General features: G+C 46.4%; 18 protein-coding genes and 1 tRNA gene. 12 read left to right on the top strand and 7 right to left on the bottom strand.

Annotated features, from left to right (window positions below):
- Nucleotides 1-122 precede the first annotated feature (122 nt).
- Both KVT36_RS23000 and KVT36_RS22995 read left to right on the top strand, forming a co-directional pair.
- Entirely contained in the window at nt 123-599 is a 477-nt protein-coding gene (locus KVT36_RS23000; protein WP_217605791.1) for a polyprenyl synthetase family protein, read from the top strand.
- Nucleotides 600-742: 143 nt separating this feature from the next.
- Complete coding sequence (locus KVT36_RS22995) at nt 743-1,867, top strand: LamG domain-containing protein (RefSeq protein ID WP_217605790.1); 1,125 nt, start codon at nt 743-745, stop codon at nt 1,865-1,867.
- 99 nt (nt 1,868-1,966) lie between these two features.
- Here KVT36_RS22995 and KVT36_RS22990 read toward each other — a convergent pair whose 3' ends face one another.
- Together KVT36_RS22990 and KVT36_RS22985 are read right to left on the bottom strand one after the other, a co-directional pair.
- Entirely contained in the window at nt 1,967-2,419 is a 453-nt protein-coding gene (locus KVT36_RS22990; protein ID WP_217605789.1) for an SRPBCC domain-containing protein, read from the bottom strand.
- Nucleotides 2,420-2,509: 90 nt separating this feature from the next.
- A complete protein-coding gene (locus KVT36_RS22985) occupies nt 2,510-3,451 on the bottom strand; it encodes an AraC family transcriptional regulator (RefSeq protein WP_217605788.1) in 942 nt (313 codons plus the stop codon).
- Between the two features lie 81 nt (nt 3,452-3,532).
- Here KVT36_RS22985 and KVT36_RS22980 point away from each other — a divergent pair, with 81 nt between their 5' ends.
- On the top strand, nt 3,533-4,327 hold the full coding sequence (locus tag KVT36_RS22980) for a PhzF family phenazine biosynthesis protein (RefSeq protein WP_217605787.1): 795 nt from the start codon (nt 3,533-3,535) through the stop codon (nt 4,325-4,327).
- 1 nt (nt 4,328) lies between these two features.
- Nucleotides 4,329-5,117, top strand: a complete 789-nt coding sequence (locus KVT36_RS22975) for a PhzF family phenazine biosynthesis protein (RefSeq protein ID WP_217605786.1) — start codon at nt 4,329-4,331, stop codon at nt 5,115-5,117.
- A gap of 58 nt (nt 5,118-5,175) precedes the next feature.
- Here the strand turns inward: KVT36_RS22975 and KVT36_RS22970 are convergent, their stop codons facing one another.
- On the bottom strand, nt 5,176-5,814 hold the full coding sequence (locus tag KVT36_RS22970; protein WP_217605785.1) for a short chain dehydrogenase: 639 nt from the start codon (nt 5,812-5,814) through the stop codon (nt 5,176-5,178).
- A gap of 77 nt (nt 5,815-5,891) precedes the next feature.
- On the opposite strand from KVT36_RS22970, the gene KVT36_RS22965 reads away from it, so the two are divergent.
- From KVT36_RS22965 to KVT36_RS22955, 3 genes are all read left to right on the top strand, one after another.
- Nucleotides 5,892-6,296, top strand: a complete 405-nt coding sequence (locus tag KVT36_RS22965; RefSeq protein WP_217605784.1) for a helix-turn-helix domain-containing protein — start codon at nt 5,892-5,894, stop codon at nt 6,294-6,296.
- Nucleotide 6,297: 1 nt separating this feature from the next.
- Nucleotides 6,298-6,879 carry a Crp/Fnr family transcriptional regulator gene (locus KVT36_RS22960; protein WP_217605783.1) on the top strand — a complete coding sequence of 194 codons (582 nt, stop codon included), beginning with the start codon at nt 6,298-6,300 and terminating at the stop codon, nt 6,877-6,879.
- 62 nt (nt 6,880-6,941) lie between these two features.
- A complete protein-coding gene (locus KVT36_RS22955) occupies nt 6,942-7,529 on the top strand; it encodes a DinB family protein (RefSeq protein ID WP_217605782.1) in 588 nt (195 codons plus the stop codon).
- A gap of 19 nt (nt 7,530-7,548) precedes the next feature.
- Here KVT36_RS22955 and KVT36_RS22950 read toward each other — a convergent pair whose 3' ends face one another.
- Nucleotides 7,549-8,244 (bottom strand): hypothetical protein, encoded by a 696-nt coding sequence (locus KVT36_RS22950; protein ID WP_217605781.1) that lies wholly within the window; start codon nt 8,242-8,244, stop codon nt 7,549-7,551.
- Between the two features lie 75 nt (nt 8,245-8,319).
- Nucleotides 8,320-8,898, bottom strand: coding sequence for a Crp/Fnr family transcriptional regulator (locus tag KVT36_RS22945; protein WP_217605780.1), 579 nt, complete (start codon nt 8,896-8,898; stop codon nt 8,320-8,322).
- Nucleotides 8,899-9,087: 189 nt separating this feature from the next.
- Here KVT36_RS22945 and KVT36_RS22940 point away from each other — a divergent pair, with 189 nt between their 5' ends.
- The 3 genes from KVT36_RS22940 (at nt 9,088) to KVT36_RS22930 (ending at nt 13,022) form a co-directional block, all read left to right on the top strand.
- Nucleotides 9,088-10,470, top strand: a complete 1,383-nt coding sequence (locus tag KVT36_RS22940; RefSeq protein WP_254640155.1) for a sulfatase-like hydrolase/transferase — start codon at nt 9,088-9,090, stop codon at nt 10,468-10,470.
- Nucleotides 10,471-10,556: 86 nt separating this feature from the next.
- Nucleotides 10,557-11,306 (top strand): helix-turn-helix transcriptional regulator, encoded by a 750-nt coding sequence (locus tag KVT36_RS22935; RefSeq protein WP_217605779.1) that lies wholly within the window; start codon nt 10,557-10,559, stop codon nt 11,304-11,306.
- A gap of 60 nt (nt 11,307-11,366) precedes the next feature.
- Nucleotides 11,367-13,022 (top strand): serine hydrolase, encoded by a 1,656-nt coding sequence (locus tag KVT36_RS22930; RefSeq protein ID WP_217605778.1) that lies wholly within the window; start codon nt 11,367-11,369, stop codon nt 13,020-13,022.
- 55 nt (nt 13,023-13,077) lie between these two features.
- Here the strand turns inward: KVT36_RS22930 and KVT36_RS22925 are convergent.
- Both KVT36_RS22925 and KVT36_RS22920 read right to left on the bottom strand, forming a co-directional pair.
- Nucleotides 13,078-13,149 (bottom strand) — tRNA-Arg (locus tag KVT36_RS22925).
- Nucleotides 13,150-13,219: 70 nt separating this feature from the next.
- Nucleotides 13,220-13,789, bottom strand: coding sequence for a MarC family protein (locus tag KVT36_RS22920; RefSeq protein WP_217605777.1), 570 nt, complete (start codon nt 13,787-13,789; stop codon nt 13,220-13,222).
- A 133-nt stretch (nt 13,790-13,922) separates the two neighbouring features.
- On the opposite strand from KVT36_RS22920, the gene KVT36_RS22915 reads away from it, so the two are divergent.
- Nucleotides 13,923-14,507: a helix-turn-helix domain-containing protein gene (locus tag KVT36_RS22915; RefSeq protein WP_217605776.1), complete on the top strand. Its 585-nt coding sequence runs from the start codon at nt 13,923-13,925 to the stop codon at nt 14,505-14,507.
- 267 nt (nt 14,508-14,774) lie between these two features.
- Nucleotides 14,775-17,984, top strand: a complete 3,210-nt coding sequence (locus tag KVT36_RS22910; protein ID WP_217605775.1) for a SusC/RagA family TonB-linked outer membrane protein — start codon at nt 14,775-14,777, stop codon at nt 17,982-17,984.
- The last annotated feature ends 7 nt before the right edge of the window (nt 17,985-17,991 follow it).

Here is a 17,991-nt window from a genome sequence, read left to right as displayed (position 1 = left end):
CTCCGGAATCCAATCTGCCAAATGAATAAACACTGCCGCCAGGGTGGTTCACTTTGGTCTGGAATAACTGGTTCACTTTGATCCGGAATTAGTGGTTCAGTTTAGTCCGGATTATACAGAATGTGCTCACTTATAATGATTACCTGCATAAAGTGATCCTGAAAAATGCCGCCCTGCTGGCCGTAAGCCTGCAAATGGGCGCTATTATAGGCGGCGCCGGTATTACCGACCAGGAACATATTTACATATTCGGGAAAAACATAGGTATTGCCCTGCAGCTGCAGGAAGACCACCAGGAGGCTTTTAGCGAGCCATCTGAAAATTTAACCCGGCACAGAAAAACCAGCCTTTTATTAAAAACCTATGAATGGAGTACGCCTGAACAACGCAGCCAGCTGCTGGCATTGCTTAGCTTACCGGTTACGGATGCCATGCCCGGCCTGGCACAGCTCTACAAAAATTGTAAAACCGGTGAATGGGTGCTCAGGGAAAAAGAGCGTTTACAGCAAGTAGCGCTGCAGCACCTGGCTAATATTTCCGTACCTGCAGTAAATAAACGGCCTTTGCAGGAGCTAACAGAGCTTTTATTGAATAAATAATAGATTGTTGATTTTCAATTGTTTGTACCCTTGCATCAACTTGCGCTTAACTTGCACCGGTTTTGAAACGGGCTTTTTAACTTTTGCTTTCACCTTTAGGGCGTTCAATTTTTATTCATTTTAAAACAGAAAAAAATAACGCTATGGGAAAAGCCTTTCTCCTCCTGTTATGCCTGCATGTTCAATCAGGGGTGCTTGCTCAAAAGAAACCCGCTGCTGTAAAGATCCCCCTAACCGCCGACCGCTGGACCTTTAAACCCGGAACCGTCAGTTTTGCTGAATACAACGGTGTACCCGCGCTGCAAATCCTGGCCAATAAACCCCCGGTAGTATTAAACGGTTTCAATTTTACCAACGGCACCATTGAGTTTGATATGGCGCCAGCGGATAGCAGCATGTTTACCGGTATTTATTTCAGAAGGCAGGACGATAAGGAGGGTGAATACTTTTATTTGCGGGTAAATGGTGGCGAAAAAACCGGTGTGTTATGGTCCATTCAATATGCACCTATTATACAGGGCGTGAACCTGTGGGATATGCTGCCGTATTACCAGGGACCTGCTGCCTACAAAAAGAAGGAGTGGAACCATATAAAGCTGGTGGTGTCCGGTGTGCAAATGCTGATCTATGTTAATGATATGAGCCGCCCGGTAATGGAAGTACCCCGGCTGGAAGGCAATACCACGCAGGGCGGGCTGGCATTTGACGGTAAAACAGCTATTGCCAACCTGGTGGTTACCCCCAATGAAGTAGCGGGGCTGTTACCTGCGGAAGGTATAGACCCCGTTGCCCATGATCCCCGTTATTTGCGGGAATGGTCCGTAAGTCAGCCGCAGCCCCTGCCCAATGGACAGGAATTATTTGCCGGCGCCTTACCGCCTAAGGAAACGGTTTGGGAAACCATTACAGCAGAGCGTCGCGGTTTGGTGAACCTGACCCGCCGTTTTGGCCTCAGTGAAAGCCGCCGGGTGGTTTGGTTAAAAGTAAAGCTGAAAGCAGCCACCGAACAAAAGCGTGTAGTAAACCTGGGTTTCAGTGATGAGATCTGGGTATTTATTAACGGCCAACCGTTATTTGTTGATAAGAACCTGTATGCACGGCCCATTATGAAAGCGCCGGAAGGCCGCTGCTCCATAGAAAATGCGTCTTTTACACTGCCGCTGAAAGCCGGGGAAAATGAGCTGCTGGTAGGATTGTCCAATGATTTTTACGGATGGGGTATTATTGCCCGGCTGGATGATATGGAATACGTGGAAGTTGTAAAATGAAAATTGTAAAATCATAAATGAAAAATGTAAAAGTGAATGCAGCGGATATTAATGCATTCACTTTTACATTTAAGATTTAAAATTTATGATTTTACATTCCTAATTTCCTTCCACCAGCTTCTTAATCTCCACCAGTATAGATTCCCAGCCACCGCCGGCTACGGTATCCTCATATCTTTTTTGTCCGTCTGCCACCTGGGAGTAATCGCCCTGGGTAACGGTAAAGTTGGTAACGCCGTTATTTTCGCTCAGTGTATAGGTTACCGTTAAATAGTTTTCCGGTGCATCGGCATAGCTGCCATTGGGATCAATGGTGGTGTAGGCCAGGAATTTTCCCGGCTGCAGGTCTGCGATCTTACCTTTTACAGCCACTATTTCAATGCCGTCAAAAACGCCTTTCCATAATAGCTCGCTGCCAATTTTCCAGTCGGAAACGGTTTCACAGCCGAACATGTATTTTTTAGTTTGTGCAGGATTTACCAGCGCGTCCCATACTTTGGCGGCCGGGGCCTTAATATCAATAGTGTTTTGTACGATTAATGGCGTGCTCATTGTTTGTAATTTTTAAATGATGATTGATCAGGTGTCCGGTACCGTTAACGCCACAATATTAGTAAGATTAGCTTAGGGGGTGGTTGCGTTTTATGGATTATTTCTAACGGAAAAAGGAGTGAAGCCGAATTTCTTTTTAAATGCGTTGTTGAAATGCTGTGGGGTAGCGTATCCCAGCTCAAAGGATATTTCTGCGGCAGTTTTCTGTGTATCCCGCAGGTACTGGTGCGCCAGCTGCAGGCGCTGTTCGGTAAGGTAACCGAATACGGTGGTATTAAAGGTTTCCTTGAAACCGCGTTTCAGCTTATACTCATTCAGCCCCACGGTTTTGGCAATTTCCGACAGGTTGGGTGGGCAGTGCACCCGTTCATTGATCAGGTCCCGCACTGCAATGATCTTTTCCTGGTCAGCCTTATTCTTCAGGAAAATATCTTTTTGCCGGTTGGCGGTAATATAAGATTCCGCGCACAATACCAGCAGCTCTATACTTTTGGAAAGCAGGAATAGTTTTTTAAGATCGCCCCCGTATTTGCAATGGATGATCTGCTGTAATACCTGCTGGATGGGCGCATCAATGGTGCCCCAGTTATTAGATAGCATTACGTTCTTATCTTCCATAATACTGGCGGCAAAACGTTGCAGCGGTTCATTAGCGTTTTGCGTGAACTGCACAAACAGGGCTTTGGGGAACTGGATGCCAAAGGTTTCCAGGACCAGGCTTTTATTTTTCACTTCAATATCAAACCCTTTGGAGTACATAATATTATGATGCCCGCCAATAAGGTCATAGGTTTGATTTAATTGTTTATAGGTAAAGCTGTAATCCCCCTTCAGCCCAAAGTGAAAGCGTACTACATCCGCATCGCTGGCGCCCTGGAAGCTGGTAAGGCAATTGAATTTAGACACAGCATGCCCTATACGAATATCGTCAAAGGTCCAGGTAATACTATCCCTGGTACCCTGTTCTGATGTGTGTTGTTGTTTTTCTTCCTGCATAAAACCTTTCAAAATTACAAAATGTTCCCCGCTCATCTGATCTGGTCAGAATTTACAAAACTGAACCTGTTATGGTAATGAGATTTTGCTGAATTTTGCAATGTTAAAAACACCGCCATGGATATTCCTTTTTACCAGGTAGATGCTTTTACAGGTAAGCCCTTCGGGGGAAACCCTGCTGCCGTATGTATAGTAGATGATACCGTTACACCAGAGCTGATGCAGCAGATAGCTGCGGAAAACAACCTGTCGGAAACGGCTTTTGTTACGCCTGAGAACGGACAGTTTAACCTGCGCTGGTTTACCCCGGTGGTAGAAGTCCCTTTGTGCGGCCACGCTACCCTGGCTACCGCGCATACACTATTCCGGGAAGGGCTGGCGCCCGCTGCTGATACCATTACATTTAACACAGCAAGTGGGGTGTTAACAGCGCGGCAGCAGGATGGCTGGATTGAGCTGAACTTTCCTGCTATAACCGGGCAGACCGTACAGCTGCCGGAAGAGATCAGGGATATTTTGCAGGTGAACCCGGTGCAAACGATAGAGGTATTTAACCGCTACCTGGTAGAACTGGCTACAGAAGAGGAGGTGCTGGCCGTTAATCCTGATTTTTCCCGGCTGGCTAAATATCCCAAAGTGATCGTTACTGCAAAGGCAAATAATACGTCTGAATTTGATTTTATATCCCGCTTTTTTGCACCTATTATAGGCATCAATGAAGACCCGGTTACCGGCGCTGCACATTGCTGCCTGGCGCCTTACTGGGCACAGAAGCTGGGTAAAACCACTATGCTGGCCTACCAGGCATCTGCCAGGGGCGGTGTGCTGAAAATAAGACTGGAAGGCGACCGTACCATACTGGCCGGTGAAGCCGTAACCGTAATTAAAGGCACTTATGCTATAAACCAATAACATGCAGTTACCACTTTACCAGATAGACGCTTTTACCGACCAGCTGTTTGGCGGCAATCCTGCCTGTGTAGTGCCTTTGGCTGCCTGGCCGGATGATGAGCTGTTATTGAAGATCGCCAAAGAAAATGCGGTATCTGAAACCGCTTATTTTGTACCCAATGGTAAACAGTTTGAGCTGCGCTGGTTTACGCCGGATATAGAAATGGATCTTTGCGGCCATGCTACGCTGGCCAGCGCGCATGCGCTTAAAACTATTTTGAATTATGCGGAGGATACGATCGTATTCACCTCTAGGAGCGGCATACTGCAGGTGCGGGTAGAAAAAGATCTGTACACGCTGGACTTCCCCTCCCGTAAACCTGTACCGGCGCCGTTGCCGGAGATTATTGCACAATCACTCAGTCAGCAGCCACGTGCAGTGTTAAAGGCCAGGGACTATGTGCTGGTATACGATCATGAGCAGGAGGTGAGGAACATCCGCATTAACCGGCAGCTGCTAAATCAGATTAACCTGGACCCCGGTGGCGTTATTATTACCGCTAAAGGGGATGATTGTGATTTCGTGTCCCGCTTCTTTACCAGCCAGGCCTCTATTTTTGAAGACCCGGTAACCGGTTCTGCACATTGCTCACTGATCCCTTATTGGAGTGAGCAGCTGGGCAAAAAAGAAATGAACGCTTTGCAGGTATCTGAAAGACTGGGAAAATTATATTGTGTAGATGCTGGTGAGCGTGTATTTATCTCCGGCCGCGCCAGAACTTATGCTACCGGCACTTTGTGGACGGAATAATATTAAAGCCATGTTGATTTATATACTGTAAAAGTCCCGCTTTATGGCGGGACTTTTTTTACTTCCGCACATACTGCGTAGAAGGCTCCCATACGCGGAATACCTGCCCACTGAGGTAACCAAAAGCACTTTTATAATAAGCATGCACTACCTTATCTATGGGCACAGGGTACTGTCCTATAGTGGGGGTATGCATGTTGCCATCATAATTTTCAACTACCCAGCCCGGGCTCACGGCATTAATACGGATGCCTCTTTCCAGCTCAATAGTAGCGGCCTGCACAAAGTTGTCAATAGCGCCATTAACCATGGCATAATTGATAGTGCCTTTTACCGGATCGTCGGAAATAAAACCGGAGGTAAGGGTAAAGGAGCCTTTATCACTGATCAGGTCTTTACCAGCCATCACCAGGTTGATCTGCCCCATCATTTTTCCTTTAATACCGGTGTACATATTTTCTTCCGTCATAGTATCAAACGGGCCAATATACGCATCGCCGGCCGCGCAGATCACGGCATCAAATTTACCCACCGCAGCATACATTTCTTTGATAGCGGAAAGGGAGGAAATGTCTGCAATCAGGTCTGCACCGCCCTTGCGGGCCACGGTTACCACTTCCAGGTGTGCATATTGTTTCAGCGCCGCCAGTATGTTTTTGCCAAGTATGCCGGTAGCGCCAATGAGGATCACTTTCATAGTTAAATAGTTATTTTGGGAGCAAAGTAAAAATGGTAGATTGTGTAAATCAAGTACTTCTAAACAGTATAGCTACTATGAAAAATGATACTATTCCTGATAATCAGCAGGAAGAAAATGCAGCGGGTGAAAAAAAATCCTGTCCGGTGCAGGCTACTATCGGGGTGCTGAGCGGTAAGTGGAAACTATTGCTGTTATTTCAGCTGCGGAATGGAGAAAAACGGTTTGGCGAGCTGGGACGTGCGTTGCCCGGCATAACCCCCGCTACGCTGACCAGCCAGCTGCGGGAGCTGGAAGAAGATGGTATTGTACAAAGAAAAGCCTATGCGGAGATCCCGCCGCGGGTGGAATATACGCTGACGGAGATAGGACAGTCATTGTTACCCGTGATCATTAACATGGAAAAATGGGGGCTGGAATATTTTAAGCAGATGAAGGGAGCGGCAGGTGATTGTTTGTGGGATGATCAAATAATAGGGTAATATGGTGGAACAAGAAGCGTTGCGGCAATATATCATGCACATACATCCACTGCCTGATGATGCGCTGCAGGCCCTGGTCACGGGATGGAAGCCGCTTACTGTAAAGCGTAAGACCATGCTGACTGCTGCCGGGGAAAAAGAACGGTATCTGTACTTTGTGCTGGAAGGTGTGCAGCGCGCCTTTTACCTTACCAACGACAACCGGGAAGCTACAATTGTTTTCACCTATGCACCTTCTTTCAGTGGGGTGGCAGACAGCTTCCTGACGCAAACACCTTCTGAATATTTTATGGAAACCCTCACGGCCAGCCGCTTCCTAAGGATTCCTTATGAAGAAGTTTATCAGTTAATGAAAACTTATCCCGTTATACAGGAAATGATCCTGACCCTGACATCTTTTATCATGAAAGGCTTATTATTCCGCCAGGTAGAGCTGTTATGCTTTAGCAACGAGGAAAAATTTAGGGCATTACTAAAAAGAAGCCCGCATATCCTAAACCTGGTGCCCCATAAATACCTGGCCTCTTACCTGGGCATGGATGCTACGAATTTCAGCAAGCTAATGGGCAGCATAAAAATATAAATCATGGTAAATACCAATATTCCTGTAAAAATTGCGCTGCATGTTTGCATAAATATTTTACCATGAAAGCAATAAACAGCCAGGTGCTGCTGGATACGCTAATGGCAGACACCCGCCAATTGATCCTGGAAGCTAACAAGCTGCAACATTTGCCGGCAGCGCTTTTACAGGCAAGCCCTGCTCCCGGTAAATGGAGCGTGGCACAGGTATTGGAACACCTTAATTTCTACTCCCGCTTTTATTTAAAAGCAATGGAAGAAAAGTTACACCAGCATCAGACCATTGTGAATAATACGTTTAAGCCGGGCTGGTTAGGGAATTACTTTACCAGCATGATGAAACCCGCAGATGCACATACGGTAAAAAATAAAATGAAGACCATGAAAAATGCTATCCCGGCGGAGCAGGCAGATGGTAAGGCTGCCCTGGCGCAATTTATAACGGACCAGCATACCTTGTTAAACTTGCTGCAGATAGCGCGCGCGGCTGATTTGAACAGGTTGCGGGTGCCAACTTCATTAAGCAAAATGCTTATATTCAAGCTGGGAGATGCTTTCCGTTTTTTTATTGCGCATGAGCAACGGCACCGGGTACAATGGGAAAATGGTTTAAAGGAATTAATGAAGGCGGAGATGGCATTGGGTGAATAATGAGACGGCCCCTTTTTATTTATGCAAGATCAGGTATAACTGCTTGTTTATACAATAGCTGCCGCATAACAGCCAGGTGTGACAACAATACAACAGGTACAACAAAGCCTGGTAACCATATATAAGGGAAATAGAGGATCGCCCTGTTGGGTTGCTCAAACGATAGCTGCTGAAAAGGTAATGGTGCAGAGAGCACTGCAATGGTCACTATATTAATTAATAAGCCCAGGCATACCAGGTTCCATACCAGGAGCGCTGGTCTTCGCGTTTTGTGTTTTGAAAAACAGAGCAGGTATATAAGCGGGGCGCTTAAGCCGGAAATAATATCAAAGTTGCGGCCTTCAAAGGTCATTAATGAAGGAATAGTTTTATAGGTGAATAATAAGAACAACACTATCTCAACCGGTATGCGCACAATATGTAGCAGGGTTAATATTTTAATGTTCAATGAATCCAGCCACTGGCGGCCTTTGCGGGTAATGAACAGGGATAGTATGAACAACAGCGGCGGAAAAGTAAGGAACAGGAAATGCGGCGGGCGGCTATTAGTAACTGTATAAAAACCGGTAAGCCCAATGACTGCCTGTAATAATAACCATCCTGTAATAGCTGCCAGCACTTTTTTTGAATGGTTAGCAGCCGTGTAAAACAGGTAAACAGCAAAGGCTGTAGTACCGGCAAAAAGCAGGGGAATATAAAAAGGAATGTTTTCCATGTGTGTAAATTTCTACTGCAAAGAAAACACAACATTCTTTTTCCCGGCTTGCCAAATGGCAAGAATTCATTACAGCTACTTTTTTGAAAATTCCTTCCGGATGCGGCTAAGAGAAGTATCCGTGATGCCCAGGTAAGAGGCAATGTTTTTTAGCGGAGCATGCTGAAAAATAGCCGGGTTGGTATTTAATAATCCTGTGTACCGCTGTTCTGCTGTTTCTGTGATCATGGACAGCATGCGTGTTTTAAGTGTAGTAAAAGCATTTACCAGTACATGCCGTCCGAACTCCCGGAACTCAGGCCGGGCGTGAAAGAGCTGGTTTAATTCATCATAGGTAAGGCCCCAGCCTTCGCAATCTGTAAGGGCCTGTATGTTTTCCTGGGAGCGGGTGCGGTTAAAAAAGGACGATACTTCCAGCACAACCTGCCGGGGTGCAGCAAAACCGGTGGTCACATCATTGCCATCCATATCATAGGCAAAAACGCGCATAAAACCCTTTTCTAAAAAAAGGTAGTTATTGGCAATTTTACCTTCTTCCAGAAAGAACGCATTTTTAGGGATCTCCCGGAAGGTAAAGTGGCCGGCAATTTCGGCTGCTTTTTCAGGAGTAACCAGGCTGCTGGTAGTAAGAAAAGCAATGAGGTTTTCTTTCATACATTATAAGGTAATTAATTTCACTGGTAATTAATGTATTTTAATGATCAGCGCATCGCCGTCTGTAAATTCGATAGTACATTATTTGTGGTATGGCAAGTTTTTATTTTTTAAATTAACGGTATCTAAAAATTTTAGACCATGCCAGGAATTAAGAACGGAAAACCGATGCTTAGCAGATCTTTGTATTTGGCACTGATATTATGCCTGCCACTTTTGGGATGGCTGGTAATAAGATGTGCGCCCATTGAAAGCGCACCTGTTGTTGAAAAGCCGAACATCATTATTATTCTTACAGATGATATGGGATATAGTGATGTAGGATGTTTCGGCGGTAATTTTGTTCCCACGCCTAACATCAACAGGATTGCAAAAAGCGGCATAAAGCTAACGCATTATTACAGCGCCGCGCCTATCTGCTCCCCTTCAAGGACCGGGCTTTTAACCGGCATGTATCCGGCAAGATGGAATTTTTCAACCTACCTGGATAATAAAAAACATAACAGGAACGCAGAGCAGGCCGATTACCTGGACCCTCATGCACCTTCCATGGCCCGCTTCTTTAAGAACGCCGGTTATGTGACCGGGCATTTCGGAAAATGGCATATGGGCGGTGGCCGGGATGTGCACAATGCGCCGGGATTTGAAAACTATGGATTTGATGAGCACAACAGCACCTATGAAAGCCCGGACCCTGATCCCTTAATTACAGCTACTAACTGGATCTGGTCTGATAAGGATAGCATAAAAAGGTGGGATAGAACCAAATACTTTGTTGACAGAACATTGGATTTTATGAAGCGGCACAAAGGCCAGCCCTGTTTTGTAAACCTCTGGCCCGATGATGTTCACACGCCATGGGTGCCAAGGACGGAAACAGAATATACCGGCAAATTTCCCATGAACCCCGAGGAAGAAGCCGCCTTTAAGCTGGTGTTAAAAGAATATGATGTGCAGATCGGCAGATTGCTGGATGGGTTGAAAAGTATGGGCCTGGACAAAAATACCATCGTGATCTTTACCAGTGATAACGGACCGTTGCCAAGTTTCAGAGGTAGCAGAGCCGCCGGTTTAAGAGGTTCTAAATTGTCGTTATACGAAGGCGGCATCAGGATGCCTTTTATTATCAGCTGGCCGGGTCATGTGCCCGCAGGAACAACCGATGAAACTTCAGTGCTAAGCGCCACAGACCTGCTGCCTTCCTTAAGCAATATTGCCGGTGTAAACCTGCCAAACGATTACAAAGGTGATGGCAAGGACCGGAGTAAAGTATTCTTCGGAAAAGCATCTGCCAGGGACATGGATCTGTATTGGGAGTATGGCCGGAACAACCTTGCTTTTAAATATCCGAAAGAAAGGGATAAAAGTCCTAACCTGGCGATACGGTCAGGCGAATGGAAGTTCCTCATGAACAGCGACGGAACGGATGCGCAGCTCTATAATATTGTGAAGGATAAAAATGAAACCACAGATGTTGCAGCAACGCAGCCGGAGGTAGTGAAGGAGCTGAAAGATAAGCTGGGCAAGTGGTGGGCTTCCCTGCCCAAATTAAAACCGGAAGAAATAAAGTAAGAGCTTAATTTACATTTATGAACTGTTCCCGGCCAGGGCAATTTTATGGAAAGGCGAATGAAACGCTCCATCTAAATGGGATCATTTTGAATGATGCCGATTATACCCATGACCGGGTTGACTGGCATTATCATGAGAATGCTTACTTCACCTTTCTCCTGGAAGGGATGGTGCTGGATGGAAATAAAAAGCACGTTCACGAATGTGCAGCCGGCAGCCTTCTATATCAAAACTGGCAGGATCCGCATTACAACGTAGGCTCAAAAGTGTTTACCCGCGGGTTTCATGTTGAAATTGCGCCAACATGGTATTCTTTTTTTGATCTTCCGGTTGGCCTGCTGGAAGGCAGCATCCGGATCCAGGACCCTTCCCTGAAGGCCCTGATGTATAATGTGTTTAAGGAAACAAAATTATACAACGGCAGCAGCCAGTTAGCCATCGATGTTTTGCTGGTGCAGCTGCTGAGCGGCCTGGTACCTGGAAAGCCCCGGTATGATAAGCAACCCCCGGCATGGGTTGGGCGGGTAAAGGAAGCGCTGCATGCAACGCCGGAAAACTGGAGCCTGACCGGTCTGGCAGCACTCGCAAACTTACACCCGGTTCATTTGTCGCGGCAGTTTCCCAAATACTTTAAAACTACGCTGGGTGATTATGTTAGAATAATTAAGGTGCAAAAAGCACTCGCGCTCTTCCCCGACAAAAATAAATCCCTTACTGAGATAGCTGTTGAATGTGGTTTTGCCGACCAAAGCCATTTTATCCGCTGCTTCAGAGCCAATCACCAGTTTACGCCGCTCCAGTATAGAAAGCTCCTGTTAAAAAACGGCACACGTTAATTTTATTCTATTTTAATGGTTTGCTTACAGGTATTTTTGACGTATCAAAGCACCCAATACATGAAACGTCTACCTGTTTTTATTTTTCTCCAGCTTTTTATTACGGGGCTTTATGCTCAGCAGAAGGATCTTGTTGCCAACCAGGGCATCACATCAGATATGCACCGGGCTAATTTGGGGAAGATCTTGTTCACCGCGCAAAACATTCCCCCATCGGCGTTGCAGCAAAAAGATGTGCTGAAGGAGTATACCCTTACAAACAAAAGCAACCTTTTCATGATGGTGTTCATGAATAATTCCATAACCAACTATTTACATGGCCTGGCGCCGGATCTGACGGCAGATAGCCTGGTAAAGGCCGGCAACTACCAGTTTGCTTTATTTGTAGACGGGCGCCTTGTGTATGAAAGTAACCTGTACCCGGGCGCTCCCTTGAAGGCAGTGCAGGATACCGCCACACTCATAAGCAAACCTTTAATAGACAATGAGCATGAGGGTGGATTTTGGAGCCAGTACTATTGGGGAAGATTTTTAGCTCATGGGGGCGACAGTGCGCTAACAGATGGCAAACACCTGCTGCACATGCAGATCAGGCCCTATATCCAGCTGGCGGCTGAAGTTAAGGTGGGTGAGATCATTGCGGAGGGAGATGTAACGCTTAACGTATACCGGAAGCCTGCAATAAATATTGCTAAAGTTCAGCTGCATGCTGTTAGCCTATATCCCGGCCTGGATATTTCCAAAGAAAAGTTTGACAGCACCAGGATTAAAGAAATGAAGGCGAATATAGAAGAGGGTGTTTTTAAACACATTAACGGCGTAGTGGTGCTTAGCAAAGGGAAAATATTGATAGAAGAATATTTCAATGGCGATGACCGGTATACCTTGCATGATCCCCGCTCTGTTGGGAAGTCATTTGCATCAACCGTAACCGGTATTGCTATACAGGAGGGTTATCTGAAAGGGGAAGAACAGCAGTTGAAAGAGTTTTATGATCTGCACCGTTTTAAAAACTATGCCGTAGAAAAAGAGGATGTTTCAATAAAAGACCTGCTGACAATGAGTTCGGTTTTCGATGGAGATGACGGCACCAACTCCCCGGGTAATGAGGAGAATATGTATCCTACTAACAACTGGGTGAAGTTTGCATTAGACTTATCGGTGAACCTTACAAGGCCTAAAACTGAATGGCATTATTTTACTGCAGGAGTGGTGGTGCTTGGCGACATCTTAAACAAAACCGTTCCGGGCGGATTAGAAAAATATGCGGATCTGAAATTGTTTAAACCACTTGGAATTACTAAGTATGAATGGAGCTATACACCGCAGCATGTGCCAAATACAGCAGGCGGGATCCGGCTGCGGGCACTGGATTTTGCGAAGTATGGCCAATTGTATAAGAATGAAGGAAAATGGAACGGCCGGCAGATCCTGACAAGGGAATGGGTAGCTAAAACGTTCACGAAGCATAAAGTTATTCCTGGCAGAAAGGAAGAATACTACGGTTATCTTTTCTGGAACAAACAATTTAATGTAGGCGGTAAACAGCTGAATGCTTTTTATTGTGCAGGTAATGGCGGAAACAGCATTTTCATTTTTCCTGATCAGCCCTGGGTGGTAGTGATCACTGCCAGTGCTTATGGAGCGGCCTATGCACATCCGCAGGTGGCTAAGATGATGACAACGTATATACTGCCTGCCTTACTTAATAAGTAAGGACCGGTTGAAAAAGTAAAAGGCGCTCACTTTTGAGCGCCTTTTACTTTTTCTGTGGCCTCGCCAGGAATCGAACCTGGATCTGGAGCTTCGGAAACTCTTATACTATCCATTGTACTACGAGGCCAATTCTAACACAGATTAGAAAGGGAAGGCAAAACTAAGGTTTTTAACCCTGAAATACAAAATGCTTATTTCTACAGGTTCACATTACTTTTGAAGATCTTCACGGCAATGGCCAGCAGGATCACCCCAAAGAATTTACGTACCACCATCAGCCCGGCCTTGCCCAGTATACGTTCTATCCAGCTCAGGGAACGCAGCACCAGGTAAATGATAGCCAGGTTCAGGATAATACCTGCCAGTATATTATACTGGCCAAAGTTGGCTTTCAGCGACATAATAGTAGTGAGCGTACCGGAACCGGCTATGAGCGGAAATGCAATAGGCACCACGCTGCCGGTTTTATTATCAGCATCTGTGCTCTTAAAGAACTCAATGCCCAGGATCATTTCCAGCCCAATTACAAAGATCACGATAGAACCTGCCACGGCAAAAGAGTGTACGTCAACGCTCATCAATTTCAGGAAAGGCTCGCCAACAAATAAGAATCCTACCATCAGGAGACCCGATGCCAGCGTGGCTTTGCCGGAGTCTATATGTCCAAGTTTTTCTTTCAGGGAAATGAGCACCGGGATAGAGCCCACCATATCTATAACAGCAAAAAGGGTGAACGCGATGGTTAGGATCTGGTCTAGACTGAACATTTGGCTGACATATTTATACAAATATAATTTATTATATGAATGGTTATAAGCTTGTTAAAAAGTTTGCTATTTGGCGCTTGTTTCACTTTCTTTGTCAGATCGGCCACCCTATTATATGATAATCAAGTAGTATATGACGGAAGACATTATTATCCAGATCAGCAATAAAATAAAAGAGAAGAGGAAAGCTAAAGGCATTACTATCCAGGAGCTGGCCGATAAAGCCGCGGTGAGCAAAGGGCTGATCTCCCAGATAGAAAATAACCGTACCGTTCCGTCCCTGCTGGTGCTCATTAACATCATACGCTCGCTGAACCTGGACATGAACGAGTTTTTTAACGAGATAGGACAGCCGCAGCAAAACAGCCGTGTGATCATTAAACAGCAGGCCGATTACCAGGCTTTTGAAAAGGAAACTGCCCGGGGATTCCTGTACAAGCGCGTGCTTACCAAAAATGTGAAGAACACTCCCGTGGATATTGTGGTCCTGGAGCTGAAGACGGGCGCCCGCCGCAACCAGATGGTGAAAACAGATGCCTACGAATACAAATACATTTTACAGGGCACAGTGGAATACCAGATAGAGAACGAAAAACATATTCTGAATGAAGGGGATTCCCTTTTCTTTGACGGCCGCCTGGGCCACAAACCCGCCAACATCGGGGAAGGAGATGCAAAGATACTGGTAGTGTACTTTTTCCAGGAAGGAGAGAATTAATGTGCAGATGTGCGGATATGCAAATGTGCAGATGAAATGCCAGCCCTTGCCCCCTAAACTAATTCAATCCAGCTATACATCCTTTAATCCCCAGACCTACCCAATCTATTTGCACATCTGCATATTTGCATATCTGCACATTTAATAATTATTTTAGTATTACTTAACAATTAGGTTACATTCTTCTGCAACATTTGCATGGTAATTAGGCCCTTTAGAGAACTATTGAAAAACTGGCTCATCTAAACCAAAAATCTATCCATTATCATGCAACATTCTTTACTTAAGCATTGTAAAAGGCTATGTCTTGTGCTGTTCCTGTTATCTGCCGGTGCCACCGCATGGGCGCAACAGTCCGTAAGCGGGCAGGTAACTTCCGCAGAAGACCAACAGCCGGTACCCGGCGCCACCATTAAAGCAAAAGGTGCTACCCGCGGCGCGCTTACAGACGCCAAGGGACAATTCACCATCCCTACGCAGCCGGGTGATACCCTGCAGATCACCTACATTGGCTTTGCCCCGGCTGAAATAGCTGTGAAAGGACAGCAAAACCTGCTTATTACCTTACACTCCGACAAAAAAGCCCTGGACGAAGTAGTAGTAACGGCACTGGGCATACGAAAAGAAGTAAAACGCCTGGGGTATGCCGTGCAGGAAATAAAAGGCGATGACCTGGTAAAAGCCCGTGAGCCTAACCCTATCAATGGTCTGGTAGGCAAAGTGGCCGGCCTTACCGTAGGCGCATCTGCAGAAATGCTGGCCTCCCCGCAGGTACTATTGCGTGGCAGCAGCATTAACCTGTATGTAGTAGATGGTGTACCTATTAACTCCGATACCTGGAATATATCCCCGGATGATATTGAAAGTTATACTGTATTAAAAGGAGCTACCGCATCGGCCCTGTATGGCTCCCGTGGCCTGAACGGCGCTATTATGATCACTACTAAAAGAGGATCCAGAGACAAACGCGGTTTCTCCATTGACTTTAATTCCAGCACCATGTTCGATAAGGGATTTATTGCCATTCCCGAAGTGCAGGATGAATATGGCCCCGGAGATCATGGCCGTTATGCATTTGTAGACGGTAAAGGCGGTGGCACCAATGACGGCGACTATGACATTTGGGGACCTAAGTTTGAAGGGCAGCTGATACCACAGTATGACAGCCCTATTGATCCCGCTACCGGCCAGCGTAAGGGCACGCCCTGGGTAGCCCGCGGTAAGGATAACCTGAAACGTTTTATACGTACCGGCATCCTGAGCACCAATAACCTTTCCATATCTGCCAAAACAGATAAGGCAGACCTGCGTTTCTCCCTGTCCCATTCCTTCCAGCAGGGTATTATACCTAACACACACCTGAACATCACTAACTTCAACGTGTCTGCAGGGTATAACTTTTCCTCCCGCCTGCGCCTGGAATCTTACCTGAACTACAACCGCCAGTACACGGATAATTTCCCGGATGTGAACTATGGCCCCAACAGCCTTATTTATAACATGGAGATCTGGGGCGGCGCCGACTGGAATATAGATGATATGCGTAACTACTGGCAGCCAGGTAAAGAAGGCGTACAGTCTATTTACGCGGAATACCAGCGTTACCACAACCCCTGGTTCACGGTAAAGGAATGGCTGCGTGGCCATTATAAAACAGACGTGAACGGCTATATGAAATTAACCTACCAGCTGAATGATCACCTGGAGCTGCTGGGCCGTACCCAGGTAAGCACCTACGACCTGCTGCGTACAGAAAAAATGCCTTACTCCGCCCACCCCTATGGCCGTGAGGAAGGTAAGGGCGATTACCGGGAAGACCGCCGCTCTCTCTTTGAGAACAATACGGATGTATTGCTCACCTACCACAATACTTTTAATAAGCTGGACTTACGCGCCTCCCTTGGCGGTAATGCCCGCAGCTTTAAATACAACTCCAGCTTTGTTAGTACCAATTATTTAAATGCACCGGGCTGGTATAGCTTTGCCAACTCCCGCGATCCTTTGTATGCCAACACCTTCCGTTCAGACATGCTGGTGCTGAGCGCTTACGGTTATGTGGATCTGACCTATGGTAAATACGCCACGCTGTCGCTCACGGGCCGGTACGATAAATTATCTACCCTGCCCTCCGGTAACAACCTGTATTTCTATCCCTCTGCATCCTTAAGCACCGTGGTTTCCGATTATGTGCAGCTGCCGGAGATTATTTCATTCCTGAAGTTCCGCGGCTCCTATGCCAACGTAAAAGGCGGTCTTACACAGGATACTATTGGCACTACCCCTCAGGGCGTGTATCCGTTGGGGTATGGTGCACAGTATTATGCGTCCTATGGCGGGCCCACCTTCCAGAATTCACCGGGTTACAGCGTATCTACCGTGTACCAGAACCAGGCCGGCGCATCCTACACCCGCACCATTACCAATCCCGGACTGAAACCCTTTTCCAGCACCGCTTATGAAGCCGGTATGGATATCCGTTTCCTGCATAACCGTATAGGCCTGGATGTTACCTGGTTCACTACTAAGAACGGTCCGCGTATTTATGAGCTGCAGGTAACAGACGCAGCCGGTTATGACAAATACCTGGTGAATGGGGTAACCACCCGCAAGAACGGTTGGGAAGCGTCCCTCACTGGCTCACCGCTGCGCAGCAACACCGGCTTGAACTGGGATGTGATGGTGAACTGGAGCACCTTCAGAGAAAAGTATGTAGACTTTTACCCGGGTGTAAATACCCTGAATGTTTTCTTTAAACCCGGTGACCGTGTGGATGGATTTTATGGAACCGCTTTTGTAAAAACACCGGATGGGCAGATCATTAACGACGCCGGCGACGGCCGCCCCATTGTGAACCCTGTAGGGCAGTTCCTTGGTTATACCAATCCTGACTGGACCTGGGGTATTAATAACGTGTTCCGCTACAAACAATTTAATTTCAGCTTCCAGTTTGACGGGCGTGTAGGTGGTAACATGATCGATTATATTCAGCAGCAAACATTCCGTGGCGGCCGTAATATTAAAACCGTGGAAGGCGCCATGGGCGATGCCCGCTACCAGGATTACAAAGGCGTAAAATCATGGACCGGCCAGGGTGTGGTGATTAGTAATGGCGCCGGTATCAGCTATGATAATAACGGCAATGTAACCAACTACAAGGACATGCAGTTTGCGCCTAACACCACTAAAACCTATCTGCAGGACTACATCAGCATCTATTACAATACCAACGAAGCCAATATTATCAGTAAAACCTTTGCCAAGCTGCGTGAAGTAGTGATCGGCTATAGCCTGCCGCAAAGCATACTGGGCCGCACTTTCATCCGGCAGGCAAATATTTCCTTTGTAGGCCGTAACCTCTTATACTTTGCCAAAAATAAGGACATTGACATTGAGCAGTATGCCGGTGACCAGGGAACATCAACCCTGCAAACGCCCACTACGCGCAGATATGGATTTAATGTGAATGTTACTTTTTAACGCCTCC

Source organism: Chitinophaga sp. GbtcB8 (assembly GCF_019091455.1).
GTDB lineage: Bacteria > Bacteroidota > Bacteroidia > Chitinophagales > Chitinophagaceae > Chitinophaga.
Note: the sequence above shows the minus strand (reverse complement) of the source record. Positions and strands in the feature narration are given on the sequence as shown.